Below are 15,669 nucleotides of genomic sequence, written 5' to 3' on the forward strand. Positions count from 1 at the left end.
CGCGATCCGGCGGGCGGGGCCACCCGCGTGCCGGGCTCAGTGCGCGGCGAGCGCGGCGGCCAGGCGGCGCAGGCCCTCCTCGATCTCGGCGGGGGAGTGCGTGGTGAAGGACATCCGGAGCGTCCGGGGGTCCGGGGTGACGGCGTGGAACGGCGCACCCGGGACGTAGGCCACGTCGTGCCGGACGGCGGTGGCCAGCAGGGCGGTGGCGTCGTACCCCTCGGGGAGCCGGACCCAGAGGAACATGCCGCCCTCCGGTGCGTTCCAACTGCTGCCCTCGGGAAGGGTCTTGGGCAGTCCGGCGAGCAGTGCGTCGCGGCGCTCCCGGTAGGCCGCCTTGATCCTGGCGAGGTGGGCGTCCAGATCGGCGTCCCGCAGGTACCGGGCGGCGGCGGCCTGGTCGATGGTGGAGGTGTGCAGGTCGGCCGACTGCTTCACCACCACGCAGGCCCGGCGCAGCGCGGCCGGGGCGCGCAGGTGGCCGAGCCGGAGGCCGGGTGCCAGCACCTTGGAGAAGGAGCCCAGCAGTGCGGTCCGGTCCTCGGCCCCGGGCAGCGAGGCGATCCACGGCTGCGGCTCGCCGTCGTAGCGCAGCTCGCCGTACGGGTCGTCCTCGGCGATCCAGAAGCCGTGCCGGCCGGCCAGCTCCGCGATCGCGCGGCGGCGCTCGGCGGGGAGCGTCCTCCCGGTCGGGTTCTGGAAGTTGGGCACCAGGTAGAGCAGCTTGGGCCGCTCGGTGGCCACCAGTTCCGCCAGCGCGTCCGGCAGCAGGCCGTCCCCGTCGGTCGGCACCGGCACCACCCGGGCGCCCGCGAAGGCGAACGCCTGGAGCGCGGCCAGGTAGCACGGGTCCTCCACCAGCACCACGTCACCCGGCTCCAGCAGGGCGGCGATCAGCAGCGTCAGCCCCTGCTGCGACCCGGTGGTGACCACCAGGTCGTCCGCGTCGGTGGCCAGCCCACGGGCCGTCAGCCGCGCGGCCACCGCCCCGCGCAGCGCCGGGTCCCCCTCGGTGGTCGAGTACTGCAGCGCCTGGTCCGGCGCCTCGGCCAGCACCCCGTCGTACGCCGCCCGCAGCCCGGCCACGTCGAACAGCTCGGGCGCCGGCAGCCCGCCCGCGAACGACACCACCTCCGGCCGCGCGGTCAGGGCGAGGATCTCGCGTACGGCGGACGGCGCCACGGAGGCGGCGCGGGCGGCGAAGGGCGGCAGCTCGGCTCGGGTCATCCCCCGAGCGTACGAGCCGGGCCCGGCCTGCCAGAAGCCCTTTCCACGTGCTGATACGCGTGGTGGGCGTGGGGCGGAAGGGCACGGGGCGGACGGCCGGTCAGGGGTGGTCCGGGAGGTGCCTCGGAGGTCCCGCAACGGCCCGCGCGGACGAGGGCTCGCCCGCCTCCCCGGTCGCCCGGGGAGGCGGGCGGCGCCCACGGGCGCGCTCCGCTGGCGCCGGCTCAGCCCCGGGGGAGGACCAGGGACTGGATGTCGGGGAGGGTCCGCCAGTCGCTGGTGGTGATCGAGGCGTGGGCGGCGGCGAGTTGGGTGACCCGGGCGCGGGCCTGGTCGGGGGTGGGGGTGGTGCCGGAGATGGCCGGGGCGACGTTGTGGGCGTCGGTGAGGACCAGCAGGTAGTGGTTGCGGTCGTACCAGGAGAGGTCGGCGCCGTTGGTGAGGTAGGCGGCGGCGTCGCCGTCGAAGACCGCGAACCACGGGCGGATGGTGGTGTCGGCGTACTTGGTGCGCGGGTCGCCGGTGGCGGCGCCGTGCACGGCGGGGAAGACCTGGGCCTGGCCGATCCGGCCGGCGGCGGCCAGGTCGCGCAGGTGGCGGGCGTACTCAACGTCGGTGTGCAGGGTGTCGAAGGGGTTCTGCTCCTCGACGGTGCCGGGGATGACGTCGATCAGCACCCGCCCGGTCAGCGCGGCCCGGGACGGCCAGGCGCCGGCCTTGGCGGCGGCGTCCAGGGTGGGGTGGCTGCCCAGCAGGTCGGCCGGGCGGAAGACGGCCGGGCCGAGGTGGGCGGCGATCAGCGCGTCGAGCTCGGCCGGCCCCATGCCGCGGTTGGCGGCGAAGCCGCCCTTGAGCTCCAACTTGACCACCAGCGGCCCGGACTGGGGGTGGGCGCCGAGCCAGATCCGGATGTCGTCCAGGCAGTGTTCGAGGTTCTTGTTGCCCCCGCCGCCGTAGAGCTGCGAGGCGTCGGTGGCGGCCACGCAGTTGTTGGCGTTCCCCAGCGGGTTGGAGTGGCTGACCTTCCACTCCTTGGTGACGGTGTTGGTCCAGGCGTCCAGCTCGATCAGCGAGGTGCCGGTGTCCAGTGCCTTGGCCAGGAAGGGGAAGGCGGCCGGGTCGTAGGTGTTGTGCAGGCCGACGGTGGTGGCGCCGGTGAACGGCAGCGGCCCGGCCGGCGCGGCGGCGGCCGGGGCGTGCGGCAGCAGCGCGAGGGTGGTGGCGGTGAGCAGGGCGGCGGCGGTCCGACGAAGGGTCAAGGCGGGCTCCAGACACGAGGATTGGCGGCAGCTCAGGCTGGACCATGAGAGTGGACGTGCGGTGACATGACAAGGAAGTTGGCAGGAAGCGTGCGCCACGTACGCCCTTGACCCCGTCATGACACTGGCCCCACCATCGTGCTGGCGCGCGCCGCAGCTCCTCCCTCCCTTCCGTCCTACCCGACCCCCACAGGAGGACAGTCATGCGACTGCCCCGTCGCGGAAAGCCCGCCGTGGCTGCTGCCGCGCTGCTCGCGCTCACCCTGGCCGTGCCGCTCGGCACCGAGGCCAGCGCCAAACCCGCCGTACCGAAGGACAGTTCGGCGGTGGCGGAGGAGACCATCCTCCAGTACGCCGTGGACGGCCCGAGCACGGTGGCCGAACGCACCGCGATCGCCGCCACCGGAGTGTCGATCGACGAGGTGGACGCCCACTCGGTGGTGGTCTCCGCCACCCGGGCCGAGGCGGCCCGACTGCGCACCATGGGGTGGCAGTTGGCCGTCCTGCCGGGCCAGGAGAGCCTGCAGGCGCCGAGCTCGAAGGACGCCACGCTCTACGACTTCCCGAGCAAGGACTCGATGTACCACAACTACGCCGAGGCGACGGCGGAGATCAACACCCTGGTGGCCAAGTACCCGGCCATCATGAGCAAGCGGGTGATCGGCAAGTCCTACGAGGGCCGCGACCTGTTCGCCATCAAGATCAGCGACAACGTGGGCACCGACGAGGCCGAGCCGGAGGTGTTGTTCACCGCGCACCAGCACGCCCGCGAGCACCTGACCGTGGAGATGGCGCTCTACCTGCTGAAGGAGTTCGGCGACAAGTACGCCACCGACAGCCGGATCGCGAACGTGGTGAACAGCCGCGAGATCTGGATCGTGCCGGACGTCAACCCGGACGGCGGCGAGTACGACATCGCCACCGGCAGCTACCGCAGCTGGCGCAAGAACCGGCAGCCCAACTCCGGCTCCAGCAGCGTCGGCACCGACCAGAACCGCAACTGGGACTACAAGTGGGGCTGCTGCGGCGGCAGTTCGAGCTCCACCTCCAGCGAGACCTACCGGGGCAGCGCGCCGGAGTCCGCCAAGGAGGTGAAGGTGGTCGCCGACTTCGTGCGCAGCCGGGTGGTCGGCGGCAAGCAGCAGATCACCGCCGCCATCGACTTCCACACCTACAGCGAGCTGGTGCTCTGGCCGTTCGGCTGGACCTACAACGACACCGCACCGGGCATGACCACCGACGAGCGGAACACCTTCGCCACCCTCGGCAAGTCGATGGCCGCCACCAACGGCTACACCCCCGAGCAGTCCAGTGACCTCTACATCACCGACGGCACCATCGACGACTGGCTGTGGGGCGCGCAGCGGATCTTCGCCTACACCTTCGAGATGTACCCCACCGGCAGCGGGGGCGGCGGCTTCTACCCGCCCGACGAGGTGATCAGCCGGGAGACCGCCCGGAACCGGACGGCCGTGCTGATGCTGCTGGAGACGGCGGACTGCATGTACCGGGTGATCGGCAAGCAGCAGCAGTACTGCGGCATCGCCTCCTGACCGGTGCCCCTCGCACCTCCGTTGGCCGGGTTCGCCCGGGGTCGCCCGGGCCCGGCCGACGGAGCGTCAGGACGCCGTGCCGACCCGGGAGTCGATCAGCCGCAGGGCCGCCTCGGAGGGCGATCCCGGCTCGGCGGTGTACACCACCAGCGACTGGTCCTGGTCGTCCGGGAGCAGCAGGCACTCGTAGGACAGCGTGAACTCCCCGGCCGCCGGGTGGCGCAGGTGGTAGAGGCCGTGGCTCTTCTCCCGCACCTCCTGGGCCTCCCAGTGCCGGCGGAAGTCGGCGCTCTCGGCCGACATCCGGGACAGGAAGTCCTGGAACTCCGGGTCGCACTGGTGCCGCCCGAGCTCCATCCGCAGCTGGGCGACCAGGTCGGCGGCCTTGTGCTCCCAGTTGACGTACCGTCCGCGGACCACCGGGTGGCAGAAGGCCAGCCAGATCTTGTTCCGCCGCTCCGGCGGGAGGGCGTCCAGATCGACGGTGAGCAGCGCGGCGAACAGGTCGTTCCAGGCCAGCAGGTCGGTGCGGCGGCCGACCACGAAGGCGGGCGTGCCGCTCACCGAGTCGAGCAGTCGGCGCAGCCCGGGGCGGACCTGCTGGGCCGGGCGGGCACCGGTGTGGTCGGGGCGGACCAGGTGCAGCAGGTGCCGGCGCTCGAACTGGTCGAGGCGGAGCGCGGTGGCGACCGCGTCGATCACCGTGTCGGAGACGTTCTCGGCCCGGCCCTGCTCGAAGCGGACGTAGTAGTCGACCGAGACCCCGGCCAGCTGCGCCAGCTCCTCCCGGCGCAGGCCGGGCACCCGCCGCCGCTCGCCGTACTGGCGCAGGCCGGCCTCCTCGGGCTTGAGGCGGGCCCGGCGGGAGCGCAGGAAGGTGCCCAGTTCTGCTCGGTTCCCCATGCCGACGATCCTACGGTGGCGGGGTGCCGGCGCCGAAGGTGGTCCTGGCAGACCTGGGTTCGGCGGTTCCCAGGTGGGGCGGGGGACTGGGTAGCGGCTCGCGGGGCGAGCAGCATGGCCGGTGACAGCAAGCACGGCCATGGAGGTCCCAGCCCGATGAGCATCACCACCGTCCCCGCGTACGCCGCCCCCGCCCCGAAGGCGCCGCTGGAGCGGACCACCGTGCCGCGCCGGCCGGTCGGCGAGCACGACGTCCTGATCGAGATCAAGTACGCCGGCATCTGCCACTCCGACATCCACCAGGTGAACGAGGACTGGGGCACCGCGCCCTTCCCGATGGTCCCCGGCCACGAGATCGCCGGGATCGTCGCCGAGGTCGGCCCGGGCGTGACCCGGTACGCGGTCGGCGACCGGGTCGGCGTCGGCTGCTTCGTCGACTCCTGCCGGACGTGCGACAACTGCCGGGCCGGGCTGCAGCAGTACTGCGCCGTGGGGATGAGCGCCACCTACCCCGTCGGCTCGGACGGGCAGCCCGCCTACGGCGGCTACAGCAGCCACCTCGTGGTGGACGAGAACTACGCGCTGCGCATCCCGGAGGGCATCGGCCTGGCCGAGGCCGCGCCGCTGCTCTGCGCCGGCATCACCCTCTACTCCCCGCTGAAGCACTGGCAGGCGGGCCCGGGCAAGAAGGTCGCGATCGTCGGCCTCGGCGGGCTGGGCCACATGGGCGTCAAGATCGCGGCTGCGCTCGGCGCCGAGGTCACCGTGCTCAGCCAGAGCCTGCGCAAGAAGGAGGACAGCCTGCGGCTCGGCGCCGCCGACCACCGGGCCACCTCCGACTCGGCCACCTTCGCCGAACTGGCGGGCAGCTTCGACCTGGTGGTCAGCACCGTCTCGGCCGTGCTCCCGTTCGACGACTACCTGGGCCTGCTGAAGACCGACGGCACCCTGGTGAACGTCGGTGCTCCGGCCGACCCGATCTCGCTCAACCTGTTCTCGGTGATCGGCGGGCGCCGCTCGCTGGCCGGCTCGATGATCGGCGGCATCCCGGAGACCCAGGAGATGCTGGACTTCTGCGCCGAGCACGGTCTCGGCGCGGAGGTCGAGGTGATCCCGGCCGAGCGGATCAACGAGGCCTTCGCCCGGGTGCTGGCCGGTGACGTGCGGTACCGCTTCGTCATCGACGCCGGCACCATCTGATCCTCCGTGCTGCTCACCGCGCTGGTCCGCTACCAGGCCCGGACGGGTCAGCAGGACCGGCTGCGCACCGAGTTGGAGGCCCTGCTGGAGCCGGCGGCGGAGTGGCCCGGCTGTCTGGCGTACGAGCTCTACGTGGACCCCAACCGTCCCGAGCGGATGGCGGTCTTCGAGGAGTGGAGCTGCCTGGACGGCTGGCGGCTCCACCGGCACCGGGCGGCCGGAAGGACGGCCGCCCTGCTGGCCCGTCCGGTCGCCGTCCGGCTGTACTACGCGGGGTGCGAGGGCGTCACTTGAGCAGCCGGGACAGCCGGCGGTCGGCCAGCGTCCGGCCGCCGGTCTGGCAGGTGGGGCAGTACTGGAGCGAGGAGTCCGCGAAGTTGACGGACCGTACGGTGTCGCCGCAGCGCGGGCAGCGCTCGCCGGCCCGGCCGTGCACCGCCATCGCGGCCCGCTTCTCCGCCTTGAGGTCGGTGACGGCGCTCTCGTGGGCCCGGGCCACCGCCGTGCCGAGGGTCTGCCGGATCGCGCCGTACAGGGCGGTCAGCTGCTCGGGAGTGAGGGCGGAGGCGAGGGCGTAGGGGGAGAGCCGGGCCTCGTGCAGGATCTCGTCCGAGTAGGCGTTGCCGATGCCGGCCAGCACGGTCTGGTCGGTGAGCAGGGTCTTCAGCCGGTGCCGCTGCCCGGCGGTCAGCTCGGCGAGCCGCTGCTCGGTGAAGGCGGGCCCGAGCGGGTCGGCGCCGAGGCGGGCCACTCCGGGCACCAGCTGAGGGTCCGTCACCACGTAGGCGGCCAGCCGCTTGGTGGTGCCCTGCTCGGTGACGTCGAAGCCGGAGCCGTCGTCCAGCACGATCCGCAGCGCGAGCGGCCCGCGGCCCGGCCGGGCCCCACCGGGCTTGGGCGGCGGGTAGGCCGCGCGGTGCCGGATCCAGCCGGCCCGGGCCAGGTGCAGCACCAGGTGCGGCCCGTCCCCGGCCAGCAGGTCGAGGAACTTCCCGTGCCGGGTCACCGAGCTGACGGGCAGTCCGTGCAGCGCCGTGACCGGCGGGTCGAAGGTCTTCAGCACCTGCACCGAGAGCACCTCCACCCGCGCGATGGTGCGCCCCTCGGAGAGCTCCGCGATCCGCTCGGCCAGCGCCTGCACTTCCGGCAATTCGGGCATACCGCCCAGCCTAGTGGAGGTGACGGGTGCCCGGCTCGGGGGCGATGCCCGGCTGACGGCACGGAGCCGGATGCACGGTCCTGCTGCGGGCCGATCGCCGGGCGTCGGCGCGACCGGCCGGGCCGCTCCGGTCCGGAGGGCTCGTTCGACTCCCGCACCCGGGGTGAGGGTGGCGACGGGAAGGGCGGCGCCCGTCGACGGACCTGTCGACCATGATCCGCCGTCAGGCGCCCGATAGGGCACGGGCCAGCCGGGCCACCGCCTCGGTGAGGTCGGCGGGGTGCGGGGCCGCGCCGTAGGAGAGGCGCAGGTGCGGGGCTGGTGGTTCGGCGGGGAAGTAGGGGCGGCCGGGGGTGAGGGCGACGCCCTCGCGGCGGGCGGCGGCGGCGAGTTCGCGGTCGTCGGTGCCGTCGGGCAGGCGGAGCCAGAGGTGGTAGCCACCCTGCGGGAGCGGGTCGGGGAGCAGGGCGGGCAGGTGGCGGGCCAGCGCGGCGGCGGTGGTCTGCCGGCGGTCGGCCAGGGCGGCGGAGACGGTGCGCTGGTGGCGGGCCCAGGCGGGGGCGCCGACCAGTTCCAGGGCGGTCTCCTGGAGCGGGCGGGGGACGAAGAAGGAGTCCACCGCCTGGACCGCGCGCAGCCGTTCGAAGGCCGGGCCGCGTGCGGTGAGGGCACCGACCCGCAGGCTGGCCGAGGCGATCTTGGTGAGCGAGCGGACGTGCACCACCACGCCGTCCGGGTCATCGGCCGCCAGCGGCGGCAGGGGTGACGGTGCGTCGGCGTGCACCAGCATCCGGGCGAAGTCGTCCTCCACCACGAAGGCGCCGGCGGCCCGGGCGATCCGCAGCACCTCGGCCCGCCGGTCGGCGGCCAGGACCGCGCCGGTCGGGTTGTGGAACAGCGGCTGGCAGACGAACGCCCGGGCCCCGCTGGCCGCGAACGCCTCGGCCAGCAGCTCCGGCCGCACCCCGTCCCGGTCCACCGGTACCGGCACCGGCCGGAGCCCGGCGGCCCGGGCCACCGCCAGGGTGCCCGGGTAGCCGGGGGACTCGATCAGCACCGGGGCGCCGGGTGCGACCAGCGAGCGCAGCGCGGTGCTCAGCGCACCCTGGCCGCCGGCCGTCACCAGCACGTCCGAGGCGTGCAACGTACCGTCCGGGCCGCCGATCTCCCGGGCGAACCACTCGCGCAGCTCGGTCAGCCCCTCCACCGGCGGGCGGCTCCAGGCGCCGGGGCGGCGGCCGGCCCGGGCCAGCGCGGCGGCGAGCGCCCGCTCGGGCTGGAGGGAGGGGTGCAGGTAGCCGCTGTTGAGGTCGATCACCCCGGGTGGCTGGACGGCCAGCGAGGTGAGCACCCCGGTGGCGTCCACCCGGCGGTCCGGGCCGACGGCGGGCTCGGCGGAGAGGGTGACCTCCTGCCAGGAGACGTCCCGGCGTTCGGCGGTGGCGGCGGTGCGGGCGGCTGCCCGGAAGACCCCGGCGCCCGGCCGGCTGACCACCAGACCCTCGGCGGCGAGCGCGGCGATCACCCGGGAGACGGTCACCGGGCTCACCTGGTGACGGTCGATCAGGGCCCGACTGGAGGGCAGCTTCTCACCCGGAGAGTAGCGGTCCAGCTCCCGGCGGAGGATGGCGGCCAGTTCGGTGACACTGCTACGCTCGTGCATGAGAGTACACGATAGCGCTATCCGGTCCAGCACGATAGCGGTCGGCGCCGGGAGCACCGCCGCCACCGCCACCGCCACTACCGCCACCGCCGCCGCGAGCGTCGGGACCACCGGGGGCGCCGGGAACGACGAGCGGGTCGGCGGCACCGTCCGGGCGGCGCTCGCCGTGGTCTGCTTCTCGCTCAGCTTCCCCGCCACCGTCTGGGCCCTGGACGGCTTCGGCCCGTGGAGCTCCACCGGTCTGCGCGGCCTGCTGGCCGCCGCCCTGGCCGCCGTCTGCCTCCGGGCCAGCCGGGCCCCGCTGCCCGCGCGCCGACACTGGCCCGGACTCGCGGCGGTGGCGGTCGGCTGCGTGCTCGGCTTCCCGCTGCTCACCACGCTGGCGCTCCAGCAGTCCTCCACCGCGCACACCGCCGTGGTGGTCGGCCTGCTGCCGCTGGCCACCGCCGCCGCCTCGGCGCTGCGCTCGCGCACCAGGCTCTCCCGCACCTTCTGGAGTGCGGCGCTGGGCGGGGCGGCGGTGGTGCTGGCCTTCACGCTCCAGCAGAGCGGCGGTGCCTTCAGCCTGGCGGACCTCTACCTCTTCGGGGCACTGCTGGTCTGCGCGGTCGGCTACGCCGAGGGCGGCCGGCTGGCCAAGGAGCTGCCGGGCTGGCAGGTGATCGCCTGGGCGGCGCTGGCCGCCGCACCGCTGACGGCCGTGGTGGCGGCCCTCGCGCTGCCGGCCGAGCCGGTCCAGCTGACGGTCCGTTCGCTGACCGGGCTGGCCTACATCGCGGCGGTCTCGCAGTTCGGCGGCTTCGTGCTCTGGTACCGGGGCATGGCCCAGATCGGCGTCCCGCGCGCCAGTCAACTCCAGCTCGCCCAGCCCTTGCTGACCCTCGGCTGGGCGGTGCTGCTGCTCTCCGAGACGCCGTCCCCGGCGGCGCCGCTGACCGCGCTGGGCGTGCTGGCCTGCATCGCGGTCACCCAGCGGGCCGGCCGGCGGTGAGCGGAGGGCCGCCGGGAGGACCCCTCGCCACCACCACCGGTGGCCGGGGTAGCCTCCAGGGATGATCCGTACCGGCCGCTACCGATGGCGCACCGCGCTGCGCAGGCTGCTGCCCTGGCGGCTGATCGGCCTGGCCCCCAAGGGAGCCCGGGACTGCGGCGCGCACGAGTGGTACCGCCACGACGCCCGGTCGGCCCGCTGCTACCACTGCGCGGTCGGCGAGCGCCCGTGGACCGAGGTCCACTGACGGAGGGTCAGCGGCCGGTCCGGGCCGTCCTTCGAGCGGGACGTCGGTCCGGCGGGGTGGTGCCGCGCCGTGCGGACCGGATCGCGTGGCGGTGGACGGCGCCGGTGCACGTGGTCGCTCCGGCCGGGAGGCCTGGGCTCAGCACGGGCTGAGCCGGGCCACCGTTCCGATCTCCTGGGCCGTCCAGATCGCACCGTCCGGCCCCAGGGCGATGCCGTGCGGTTCGGAGGACGGGGTGGGGAGGTCGTGTCCGTCGATCCGGCCGTCGCTGGTGATCCGGCCGATGCGGTTGGCTCCCCATTCGGTGAACCAGCAGTTTCCGTCGGCGTCGGCGGCAATGGCGTGCGGGCGTGACGCGGGGTCGGGCAGGGCGAACTCGTCGATCCTTCCGTCCCGTGCGATACGCCCGATCCGGCCCGCACCGATCTCGGTGAACCACATGGCTCCGTCGGCACCGGCGGTGATGCCGACCGGGGCGGCGGCCGGTGTGGGCAGGGGGTGGACCGCGACCCGGCCGTCGAGTCCGATGGCACCGATCGCGTTCGCCTGGTTCATGGTGAACCACAGCCGGCCGTCCGGGCCGGTGGCGATGGCCGACGGGAAGGCTCCCGAGAGGGGGAGGGGGAATTCGGTGACCCGGCCGTCGGTGGTGATGCGGCCGATGCGGTCGACGCTCGTCCCGGTGAACCACAGGGCGTCGTCGGGGCCGGCGGTGATGCCGAAGGGTCCGGCGTCCGGTGTCGGCAGCGGGAACGAGGTGATGGTCCCGGTCGTGGTGATGCGGCCGATCCGGTGGCTGCGGAACTCGGTGAACCACAGGGCGTCGTCGGGCCCCGCGGTGATGGTCGACGGTCCACCGGAAGCGGATTCGAGCTGGTGGGTGGTGACGTCGCCGTCGGGGGTGACCCGGCCGATCCGTCCGTGGTGGACCAAGGTGAACCACAGTGCGCCGTCGGGGCCGCAGGTGATTCCGTAGGGGCCCGCGTCCCGGCCGGACACGGGGAACTCGGTGATCGGAGACCTCGGACGGCTCGGCATGGGGCGGGTTCCTCCATCGGCTGACGGGTCGAGCACGGCGACTGCGGATGCTATCCGGTGTGCCTCTCGACCGCCTCCGGTTAAGGACCGCCGCGCACGGCAGCCGGCACCCGGGTGCAGCCTGCGGGCCGCTGGGGCGGGGCTTCCGGCAGGGGCCGGGCCGGCCGACGCCCCCTCGGGACGGGCCGTCCTGAGGGGGCGTCAGGCGTCCGTCAGTTGATGCCGGCGGCGGCGCACGCCTGGGCGTGGTCCTGGTCGCAGATGTCCTCGCGCTTGTAGAGGCCACCGGCGATCACGGTCTCGGCGACCTTCGCCTTGGTGACCACGATCGGGGTGAGCAGCATCGAGGGGATCTGCTCGCCGCCGCTCTCGGTCACCGAGCTGGCCACGCCGGTGATGTCGATGCCGTTGAGCAGGTAGACCGCGATGGAGGCGGCGGTGTCGGCCTCCGGCTTGTACGGCTTGTAGATGGTGTAGCTCTGCTCGCCGGTCAGCAGGCGGCGGATCGCCTCGACCGAGGCGTCCTGGCCGCCGACCGGGACGTTCTTCACGCCGGAGGCCTTCAGCTGGCCGATGATGGCGGTGGCCATGCCGTCGTTGGCGGAGTAGACGGCCTGGATGTTGTCCTTGCCGAGCGAGTTGACCGCCTCGGCGGTCTTCTGGGCGGCCACCTCCGGCTTCCACTCGCCGGACTGCTCGTAGCCGATCTTCTTGACCTTGCCGTCGAGCACCTTGTGGGCGCCGGCCTTGAACATGGCGGCGTTCGGGTCGGAGTCGGCCCCGTTGATCATCACCACCGTGGACTGCGCGGCCTTCGGGCCGAGCGCGTCCAGCAGGGCCTGGCCCTGGAGCTCGCCGGTGCGCTGGTTGTCGAAGGACACGTAGGCGGCGACGCTGCCGGCCGCCAGTCGGTCGTACGCGACCACCTTGACGCCGCGCCGGTTGGCCTCGGCCACCCACGGGGCGGTGCCCTGGGCGTTCACCGGGTCGAGCAGGACCACCTTGACGCCCTTGGCCAGCAGCGCGTCGAACTGCTGCTTCTGCACCGTCTCGTCGCCGTCCGCGTTGGCGTAGTCCACCACGCACTTGGTGCAGAGACCGTTGATGGCCGACTCGATCAGCGGTTTGTCGAAGGCCTCGTAGCGGGTCGAGGAGGAGCGCTCGGGCAGCAGCAGGCCGATGGTCTTGCTGCCGGCCGACGAAGCCTGCTTGCCGTCCTGGCCGCAGGCGGCCAGCGTCAGCGCCGTCGACAGCGCGAGCGTGCCGACGAGGGTGCGACGCAGTGGTGCGTTCATGGTGGGTGGTGCCTCCCTGACTGCCTGCCGCAGCGTCGCGGCAGTGCGGAGGGAGTCAAGCCTCTGATCCGACTTGTCGTCAATAATTAAACCCTACGAAACGGTGTGCTGAGTCAATCGTTATGGACCCGAAGGCAGTCGCCCGATTGGTTGGTATATGCCAAGGGCCCGCCTTCACCTTAAGTAGGCGGGGCGGGCCTGACGGCCTGACGGAACGTCAGCCCTCGGTGCGGATCACCAGCACCACGGCGGCCACCACGATCGCGCCGCCGAGCACCACCGGCAGGGTGAGCGGCTCTGAGAGGATCAGCCAGCCGAGCAGCACGGCCACCACCGGGTTTACGTACGCGTAGGTGGCGACCAGCGGGAGCGGGGCGGCCTGGAGCAGCCAGGCGTAGGCGGTGAACGCCACCACCGAGCCGAACACCACCAGGAAGGCCAGCCCGATCCACGAGGCGGTGGAGACCTCGGCCGGCTGGAAGCGCTGCGGCTCGCCCTTGAGCACGGCGACCAGCAGGCAGCCGAGGCCGCCGGCGATCATCTCGTAGGCGCTGGTCGCGAACACGTTGGCGGGCATCCGGAGCCGCTTGGTGAGGAACGAGCCGCCCGCCCAGGACAGGGTGGCGAGCAGGATCAGTGCGACGCCGAGCGGCTTCACGTCCCCGCTCAGCCCGGAGCTGGAGAGCACCCCGAGGCCGACCAGGCCGAGCAGGACGCCGACCGCCGTGGTCCAGGCCGGACGGTGCCCGGTGACCCAGCGGGCCAGCACCAGCCAGAGCGGCACCACGGCGATGATCAGCGCGGTCAGGCCGGACGGCACGTCGCGCTCGGCCAGCACCACCATGCCGTTGCCACCGAGCAGCAGCATCAGGCCGACCAGGGCGGCGGAGCCGAGCTGACGGGGGGTCACCCGGAGCGCGGCCGGGCCGCTCCTGGCCGCCACCAGTGCGAGCAGCAGCAGGCCGGCCGGTATGAAGCGGAGCGTCGCGGAGAGGAACGGCGGCATGGTCTCCACCACCACCCGGATCGCCAGGTAGGTGGAGCCCCAGACCACGTAGACCACCGCGAGGGCGGCCCAGACGGCGGGGGTGACGGAGCGGAGGGGGGAGACGGTGCCGGGGAGGGCGTAGGTGGGGGAGGAGGTGGGGAGGGTGGGGGTGTCCGCGGATGGCCGGGGCGCGGCGGTCATGAGTCTCTCCTGAATTTGGTGCTGTCGGCAGACATGGCACCACAGTCGCTCCGGCCCGCGCCAGCGCCCGGGCTGCCAAGGTCGGACGAGTTGCTGCCAGCTGACCAGCGCCGATCGGGCTCGCGGGCGGAGCGCGTGGTGGCCGAGCCGTCTGACGTCCCGTCGTCTCGTCTCGCCGACCGTCCCTACCCGTCGCGTCGCCGCCGTTCCGCCGTCCGACCCCCGGGCGTGCGGTCCCGCCCGGTGGACGCTCTCCGGTGCGCCGAGTGGCTGATGCTCTCGGTCGAGTTGGGCCGGGGCGCGCGGCCCGAGTGGTAGTCATGGGACCGGTCCGGCGGGAGGAGGCGGCGTGGAGTGGGTCGCGGCACCCGAGTACTGGCTCGGGCGGGTGCTCTTCCAGCGGCTGGTCGCCCTTGTCTACCTGCTCGGATTCCTGGCCGCCGCACGGCAGTTCCGCGCGCTGATCGGCGAGCACGGGATGCTCCCGGTGCCGCGCTTCACCGCCCGGACGGGGTGGCGCCAGGCCCCCAGCCTGTTCCGGTTCCACTACTCGGACCGGGTGTTCGCGTGCACGGCGTGGTCCGGGGCCGCCCTGGCCGCCGCCGTGCTGGCCGGCGCGGCGGACCAGCTCCCGTTGGCCGCCGCCCTGTTGCTCTGGGCGGTGCTCTGGCTGCTCTACCTCTCGATCGTCAACGTCGGGCAGCTCTGGTACTCGTTCGGGTGGGAGTCGCTGCTGCTGGAGGCCGGTCTGCTGGCCGCCGCACTCGGCAACGACCGGGTCGCGCCCCCGCTCCCGGTGCTGCTGCTGGCCCGCTGGCTGCTGTTCCGGGTCGAGTTCGGCGCCGGGATGATCAAGCTGCGCGGGGACCGCTGCTGGCGCGAGCTCAGCTGCCTCCGCTACCACCACGAGACCCAGCCGATGCCGGGCCCGCTCAGCTGGTGGTTCCACCACCTGCCCGCCCCGCTGCACCGGGTCGAGGCCGCCGCCAACCACGGGGTGCAACTCGCCGTCCCGGTCGGCCTGTTCCTGCCCCAGCCGGTGGCCGGGGTGTGCGCCGGCCTGATCATCGTCACCCAGCTCTGGCTGGTGCTCTCGGGCAACTTCGCCTGGCTGAACTGGCTCACCGTCGCACTCGCCTGCACCGCCGTCCCGGCCGCGCCCCGGGACCGTCCGGTCGGCCCGGCCTGGTACCTCGGCCTGGTCGGGGCGTACACCCTGCTGGTGGTGGTGCTGAGTCACCACCCCGTGCGCAACCTGCTCTCGCACCGGCAGGTGATGAACCGTTCGTTCGACCGCCTCCACCTGGTGAACGCCTACGGGGCCTTCGGCTCCGTCAACCGGCTCCGCCTGGAGGTGGTGGTGGAGGGCACCGACGAGCCCCGCCCCGGCCCGGACACCCGCTGGCGGGAGTACGGCTTCCGCGGCAAGCCGGGGGACCCGTACCGGATGCCCCGTCAGTTCGCCCCCTACCACCTGCGGCTGGACTGGCAGATGTGGTTCGCCGGGATCTCACCGGCGTACGCCCGGCCCTGGTTCACCCCCTTCGTCCGGCGCCTGCTGGCCGGGGACCGGGACACCCTGCGGCTGCTGCGGCACGACCCGTTCGCGGGCGCGCCGCCGACGTACGTCCGTGCCCGGCTGTACCGTTACCGCTTCACCGATCTGCGGACCCTGCGCAGCACCGGAGCCTGGTGGGAGCGCACCCTGGTGCGCGAGTACCTGCCCCCGGTCGCCCTCGCCGACTTCCCGCAGGTGCGCGGTGATCCGCACTGAACCCGCACAACTCCGCCGCTCGCCCGGCACGTCACCCGCCCCGCCGCTCCCGCAGGGGCCGGGTTGCGTGCAGGGCTCGAACGCCCACCCGTATCCTGGCGTCCGCACCGGGCGCCCGCATCCTCGCCCCGTGCCGGCGGAATCCGCCCGCCGCCACCGCCCTGTCCGCCC

Annotated in this window: 14 protein-coding genes; 6 read left to right on the top strand and 8 right to left on the bottom strand. The window is 73.6% G+C overall.

The window, feature by feature from the left end:
- Positions 1-36: 36 nt before the first annotated feature.
- Together ACIRBX_RS14730 and ACIRBX_RS14735 are read right to left on the bottom strand one after the other, a co-directional pair.
- Complete coding sequence (locus ACIRBX_RS14730; RefSeq protein WP_402296655.1) at positions 37-1,227, bottom strand: PLP-dependent aminotransferase family protein; 1,191 nt, start codon at positions 1,225-1,227, stop codon at positions 37-39.
- A 224-nt stretch (positions 1,228-1,451) separates the two neighbouring features.
- Positions 1,452-2,486, bottom strand: a complete 1,035-nt coding sequence (locus tag ACIRBX_RS14735; protein ID WP_402296657.1) for a phosphatidylinositol-specific phospholipase C domain-containing protein — start codon at positions 2,484-2,486, stop codon at positions 1,452-1,454.
- Positions 2,487-2,689: 203 nt separating this feature from the next.
- On the opposite strand from ACIRBX_RS14735, the gene ACIRBX_RS14740 reads away from it, so the two are divergent.
- Entirely contained in the window at positions 2,690-4,039 is a 1,350-nt protein-coding gene (locus tag ACIRBX_RS14740) for a M14 family metallopeptidase (protein WP_402296658.1), read from the top strand.
- Positions 4,040-4,105: 66 nt separating this feature from the next.
- Here the strand turns inward: ACIRBX_RS14740 and ACIRBX_RS14745 are convergent, their stop codons facing one another.
- A complete protein-coding gene (locus ACIRBX_RS14745) occupies positions 4,106-4,942 on the bottom strand; it encodes a helix-turn-helix transcriptional regulator (RefSeq protein ID WP_402296660.1) in 837 nt (278 codons plus the stop codon).
- A 156-nt stretch (positions 4,943-5,098) separates the two neighbouring features.
- Between ACIRBX_RS14745 and ACIRBX_RS14750 the strand changes: the two genes are divergently transcribed.
- Positions 5,099-6,142, top strand: a complete 1,044-nt coding sequence (locus ACIRBX_RS14750) for an NAD(P)-dependent alcohol dehydrogenase (RefSeq protein WP_402296662.1) — start codon at positions 5,099-5,101, stop codon at positions 6,140-6,142.
- 6 nt (positions 6,143-6,148) lie between these two features.
- A complete protein-coding gene (locus tag ACIRBX_RS14755; protein WP_402296663.1) occupies positions 6,149-6,436 on the top strand; it encodes a putative quinol monooxygenase in 288 nt (95 codons plus the stop codon).
- Here the strand turns inward: ACIRBX_RS14755 and ACIRBX_RS14760 are convergent.
- Together ACIRBX_RS14760 and ACIRBX_RS14765 are read right to left on the bottom strand one after the other, a co-directional pair.
- Complete coding sequence (locus ACIRBX_RS14760) at positions 6,429-7,301, bottom strand: Fpg/Nei family DNA glycosylase (RefSeq protein ID WP_402296665.1); 873 nt, start codon at positions 7,299-7,301, stop codon at positions 6,429-6,431. The two genes, ACIRBX_RS14755 and ACIRBX_RS14760, sit on opposite strands and share 8 nt — an antisense overlap.
- Positions 7,302-7,524: 223 nt before the next feature.
- Positions 7,525-8,964, bottom strand: coding sequence for a PLP-dependent aminotransferase family protein (locus ACIRBX_RS14765; RefSeq protein ID WP_402296667.1), 1,440 nt, complete (start codon positions 8,962-8,964; stop codon positions 7,525-7,527).
- Between ACIRBX_RS14765 and ACIRBX_RS14770 the strand changes: the two genes are divergently transcribed.
- On the top strand, positions 8,963-9,955 hold the full coding sequence (locus tag ACIRBX_RS14770) for a DMT family transporter (RefSeq protein ID WP_402296669.1): 993 nt from the start codon (positions 8,963-8,965) through the stop codon (positions 9,953-9,955). The two genes, ACIRBX_RS14765 and ACIRBX_RS14770, sit on opposite strands and share 2 nt — an antisense overlap.
- Positions 9,956-10,016: 61 nt before the next feature.
- Complete coding sequence (locus ACIRBX_RS14775) at positions 10,017-10,202, top strand: hypothetical protein (RefSeq protein WP_402296670.1); 186 nt, start codon at positions 10,017-10,019, stop codon at positions 10,200-10,202.
- Positions 10,203-10,340: 138 nt separating this feature from the next.
- Here ACIRBX_RS14775 and ACIRBX_RS14780 read toward each other — a convergent pair whose 3' ends face one another.
- The 3 genes from ACIRBX_RS14780 to ACIRBX_RS14790 all read right to left on the bottom strand — a co-directional run bounded on the left by ACIRBX_RS14780 (position 10,341) and on the right by ACIRBX_RS14790 (position 13,724).
- The gene (locus tag ACIRBX_RS14780) at positions 10,341-11,240 is read right to left on the bottom strand and encodes a virginiamycin B lyase (RefSeq protein ID WP_402296672.1); all 900 of its coding nucleotides are present in this window, start codon (positions 11,238-11,240) and stop codon (positions 10,341-10,343) included.
- A 212-nt stretch (positions 11,241-11,452) separates the two neighbouring features.
- Positions 11,453-12,535 carry a sugar ABC transporter substrate-binding protein gene (locus ACIRBX_RS14785; protein WP_402296674.1) on the bottom strand — a complete coding sequence of 361 codons (1,083 nt, stop codon included), beginning with the start codon at positions 12,533-12,535 and terminating at the stop codon, positions 11,453-11,455.
- A 217-nt stretch (positions 12,536-12,752) separates the two neighbouring features.
- A complete protein-coding gene (locus ACIRBX_RS14790) occupies positions 12,753-13,724 on the bottom strand; it encodes an EamA family transporter (protein WP_402296676.1) in 972 nt (323 codons plus the stop codon).
- Positions 13,725-14,073: 349 nt separating this feature from the next.
- Here ACIRBX_RS14790 and ACIRBX_RS14795 point away from each other — a divergent pair, with 349 nt between their 5' ends.
- Positions 14,074-15,498 carry a lipase maturation factor family protein gene (locus ACIRBX_RS14795; protein ID WP_402296677.1) on the top strand — a complete coding sequence of 475 codons (1,425 nt, stop codon included), beginning with the start codon at positions 14,074-14,076 and terminating at the stop codon, positions 15,496-15,498.
- Positions 15,499-15,669 lie beyond the last annotated feature (171 nt).

This window comes from Kitasatospora sp. NPDC096147, assembly GCF_044763225.1.
Taxonomy (GTDB): Bacteria; Actinomycetota; Actinomycetes; order Streptomycetales; family Streptomycetaceae; genus Kitasatospora.

Bases quoted from the DNA above. Each gene is read 5' to 3' on its own strand.
- ACIRBX_RS14760 (WP_402296665.1), bottom strand. From the start codon at position 7,301: ATGCCCGAATTGCCGGAAGTGCAGGCGCTGGCCGAGCGGATCGCGGAG.
- ACIRBX_RS14775 (WP_402296670.1), top strand. From the start codon at position 10,017: ATGATCCGTACCGGCCGCTACCGATGGCGCACCGCGCTGCGCAGGCTG.
- ACIRBX_RS14730 (WP_402296655.1), bottom strand. From the start codon at position 1,227: ATGACCCGAGCCGAGCTGCCGCCCTTCGCCGCCCGCGCCGCCTCCGTG.
- ACIRBX_RS14785 (WP_402296674.1), bottom strand. From the start codon at position 12,535: ATGAACGCACCACTGCGTCGCACCCTCGTCGGCACGCTCGCGCTGTCG.
- ACIRBX_RS14770 (WP_402296669.1), top strand. From the start codon at position 8,963: ATGAGAGTACACGATAGCGCTATCCGGTCCAGCACGATAGCGGTCGGC.
- ACIRBX_RS14765 (WP_402296667.1), bottom strand. From the start codon at position 8,964: ATGCACGAGCGTAGCAGTGTCACCGAACTGGCCGCCATCCTCCGCCGG.
- ACIRBX_RS14790 (WP_402296676.1), bottom strand. From the start codon at position 13,724: ATGACCGCCGCGCCCCGGCCATCCGCGGACACCCCCACCCTCCCCACC.
- ACIRBX_RS14740 (WP_402296658.1), top strand. From the start codon at position 2,690: ATGCGACTGCCCCGTCGCGGAAAGCCCGCCGTGGCTGCTGCCGCGCTG.
- ACIRBX_RS14780 (WP_402296672.1), bottom strand. From the start codon at position 11,240: ATGCCGAGCCGTCCGAGGTCTCCGATCACCGAGTTCCCCGTGTCCGGC.
- ACIRBX_RS14750 (WP_402296662.1), top strand. From the start codon at position 5,099: ATGAGCATCACCACCGTCCCCGCGTACGCCGCCCCCGCCCCGAAGGCG.
- ACIRBX_RS14745 (WP_402296660.1), bottom strand. From the start codon at position 4,942: ATGGGGAACCGAGCAGAACTGGGCACCTTCCTGCGCTCCCGCCGGGCC.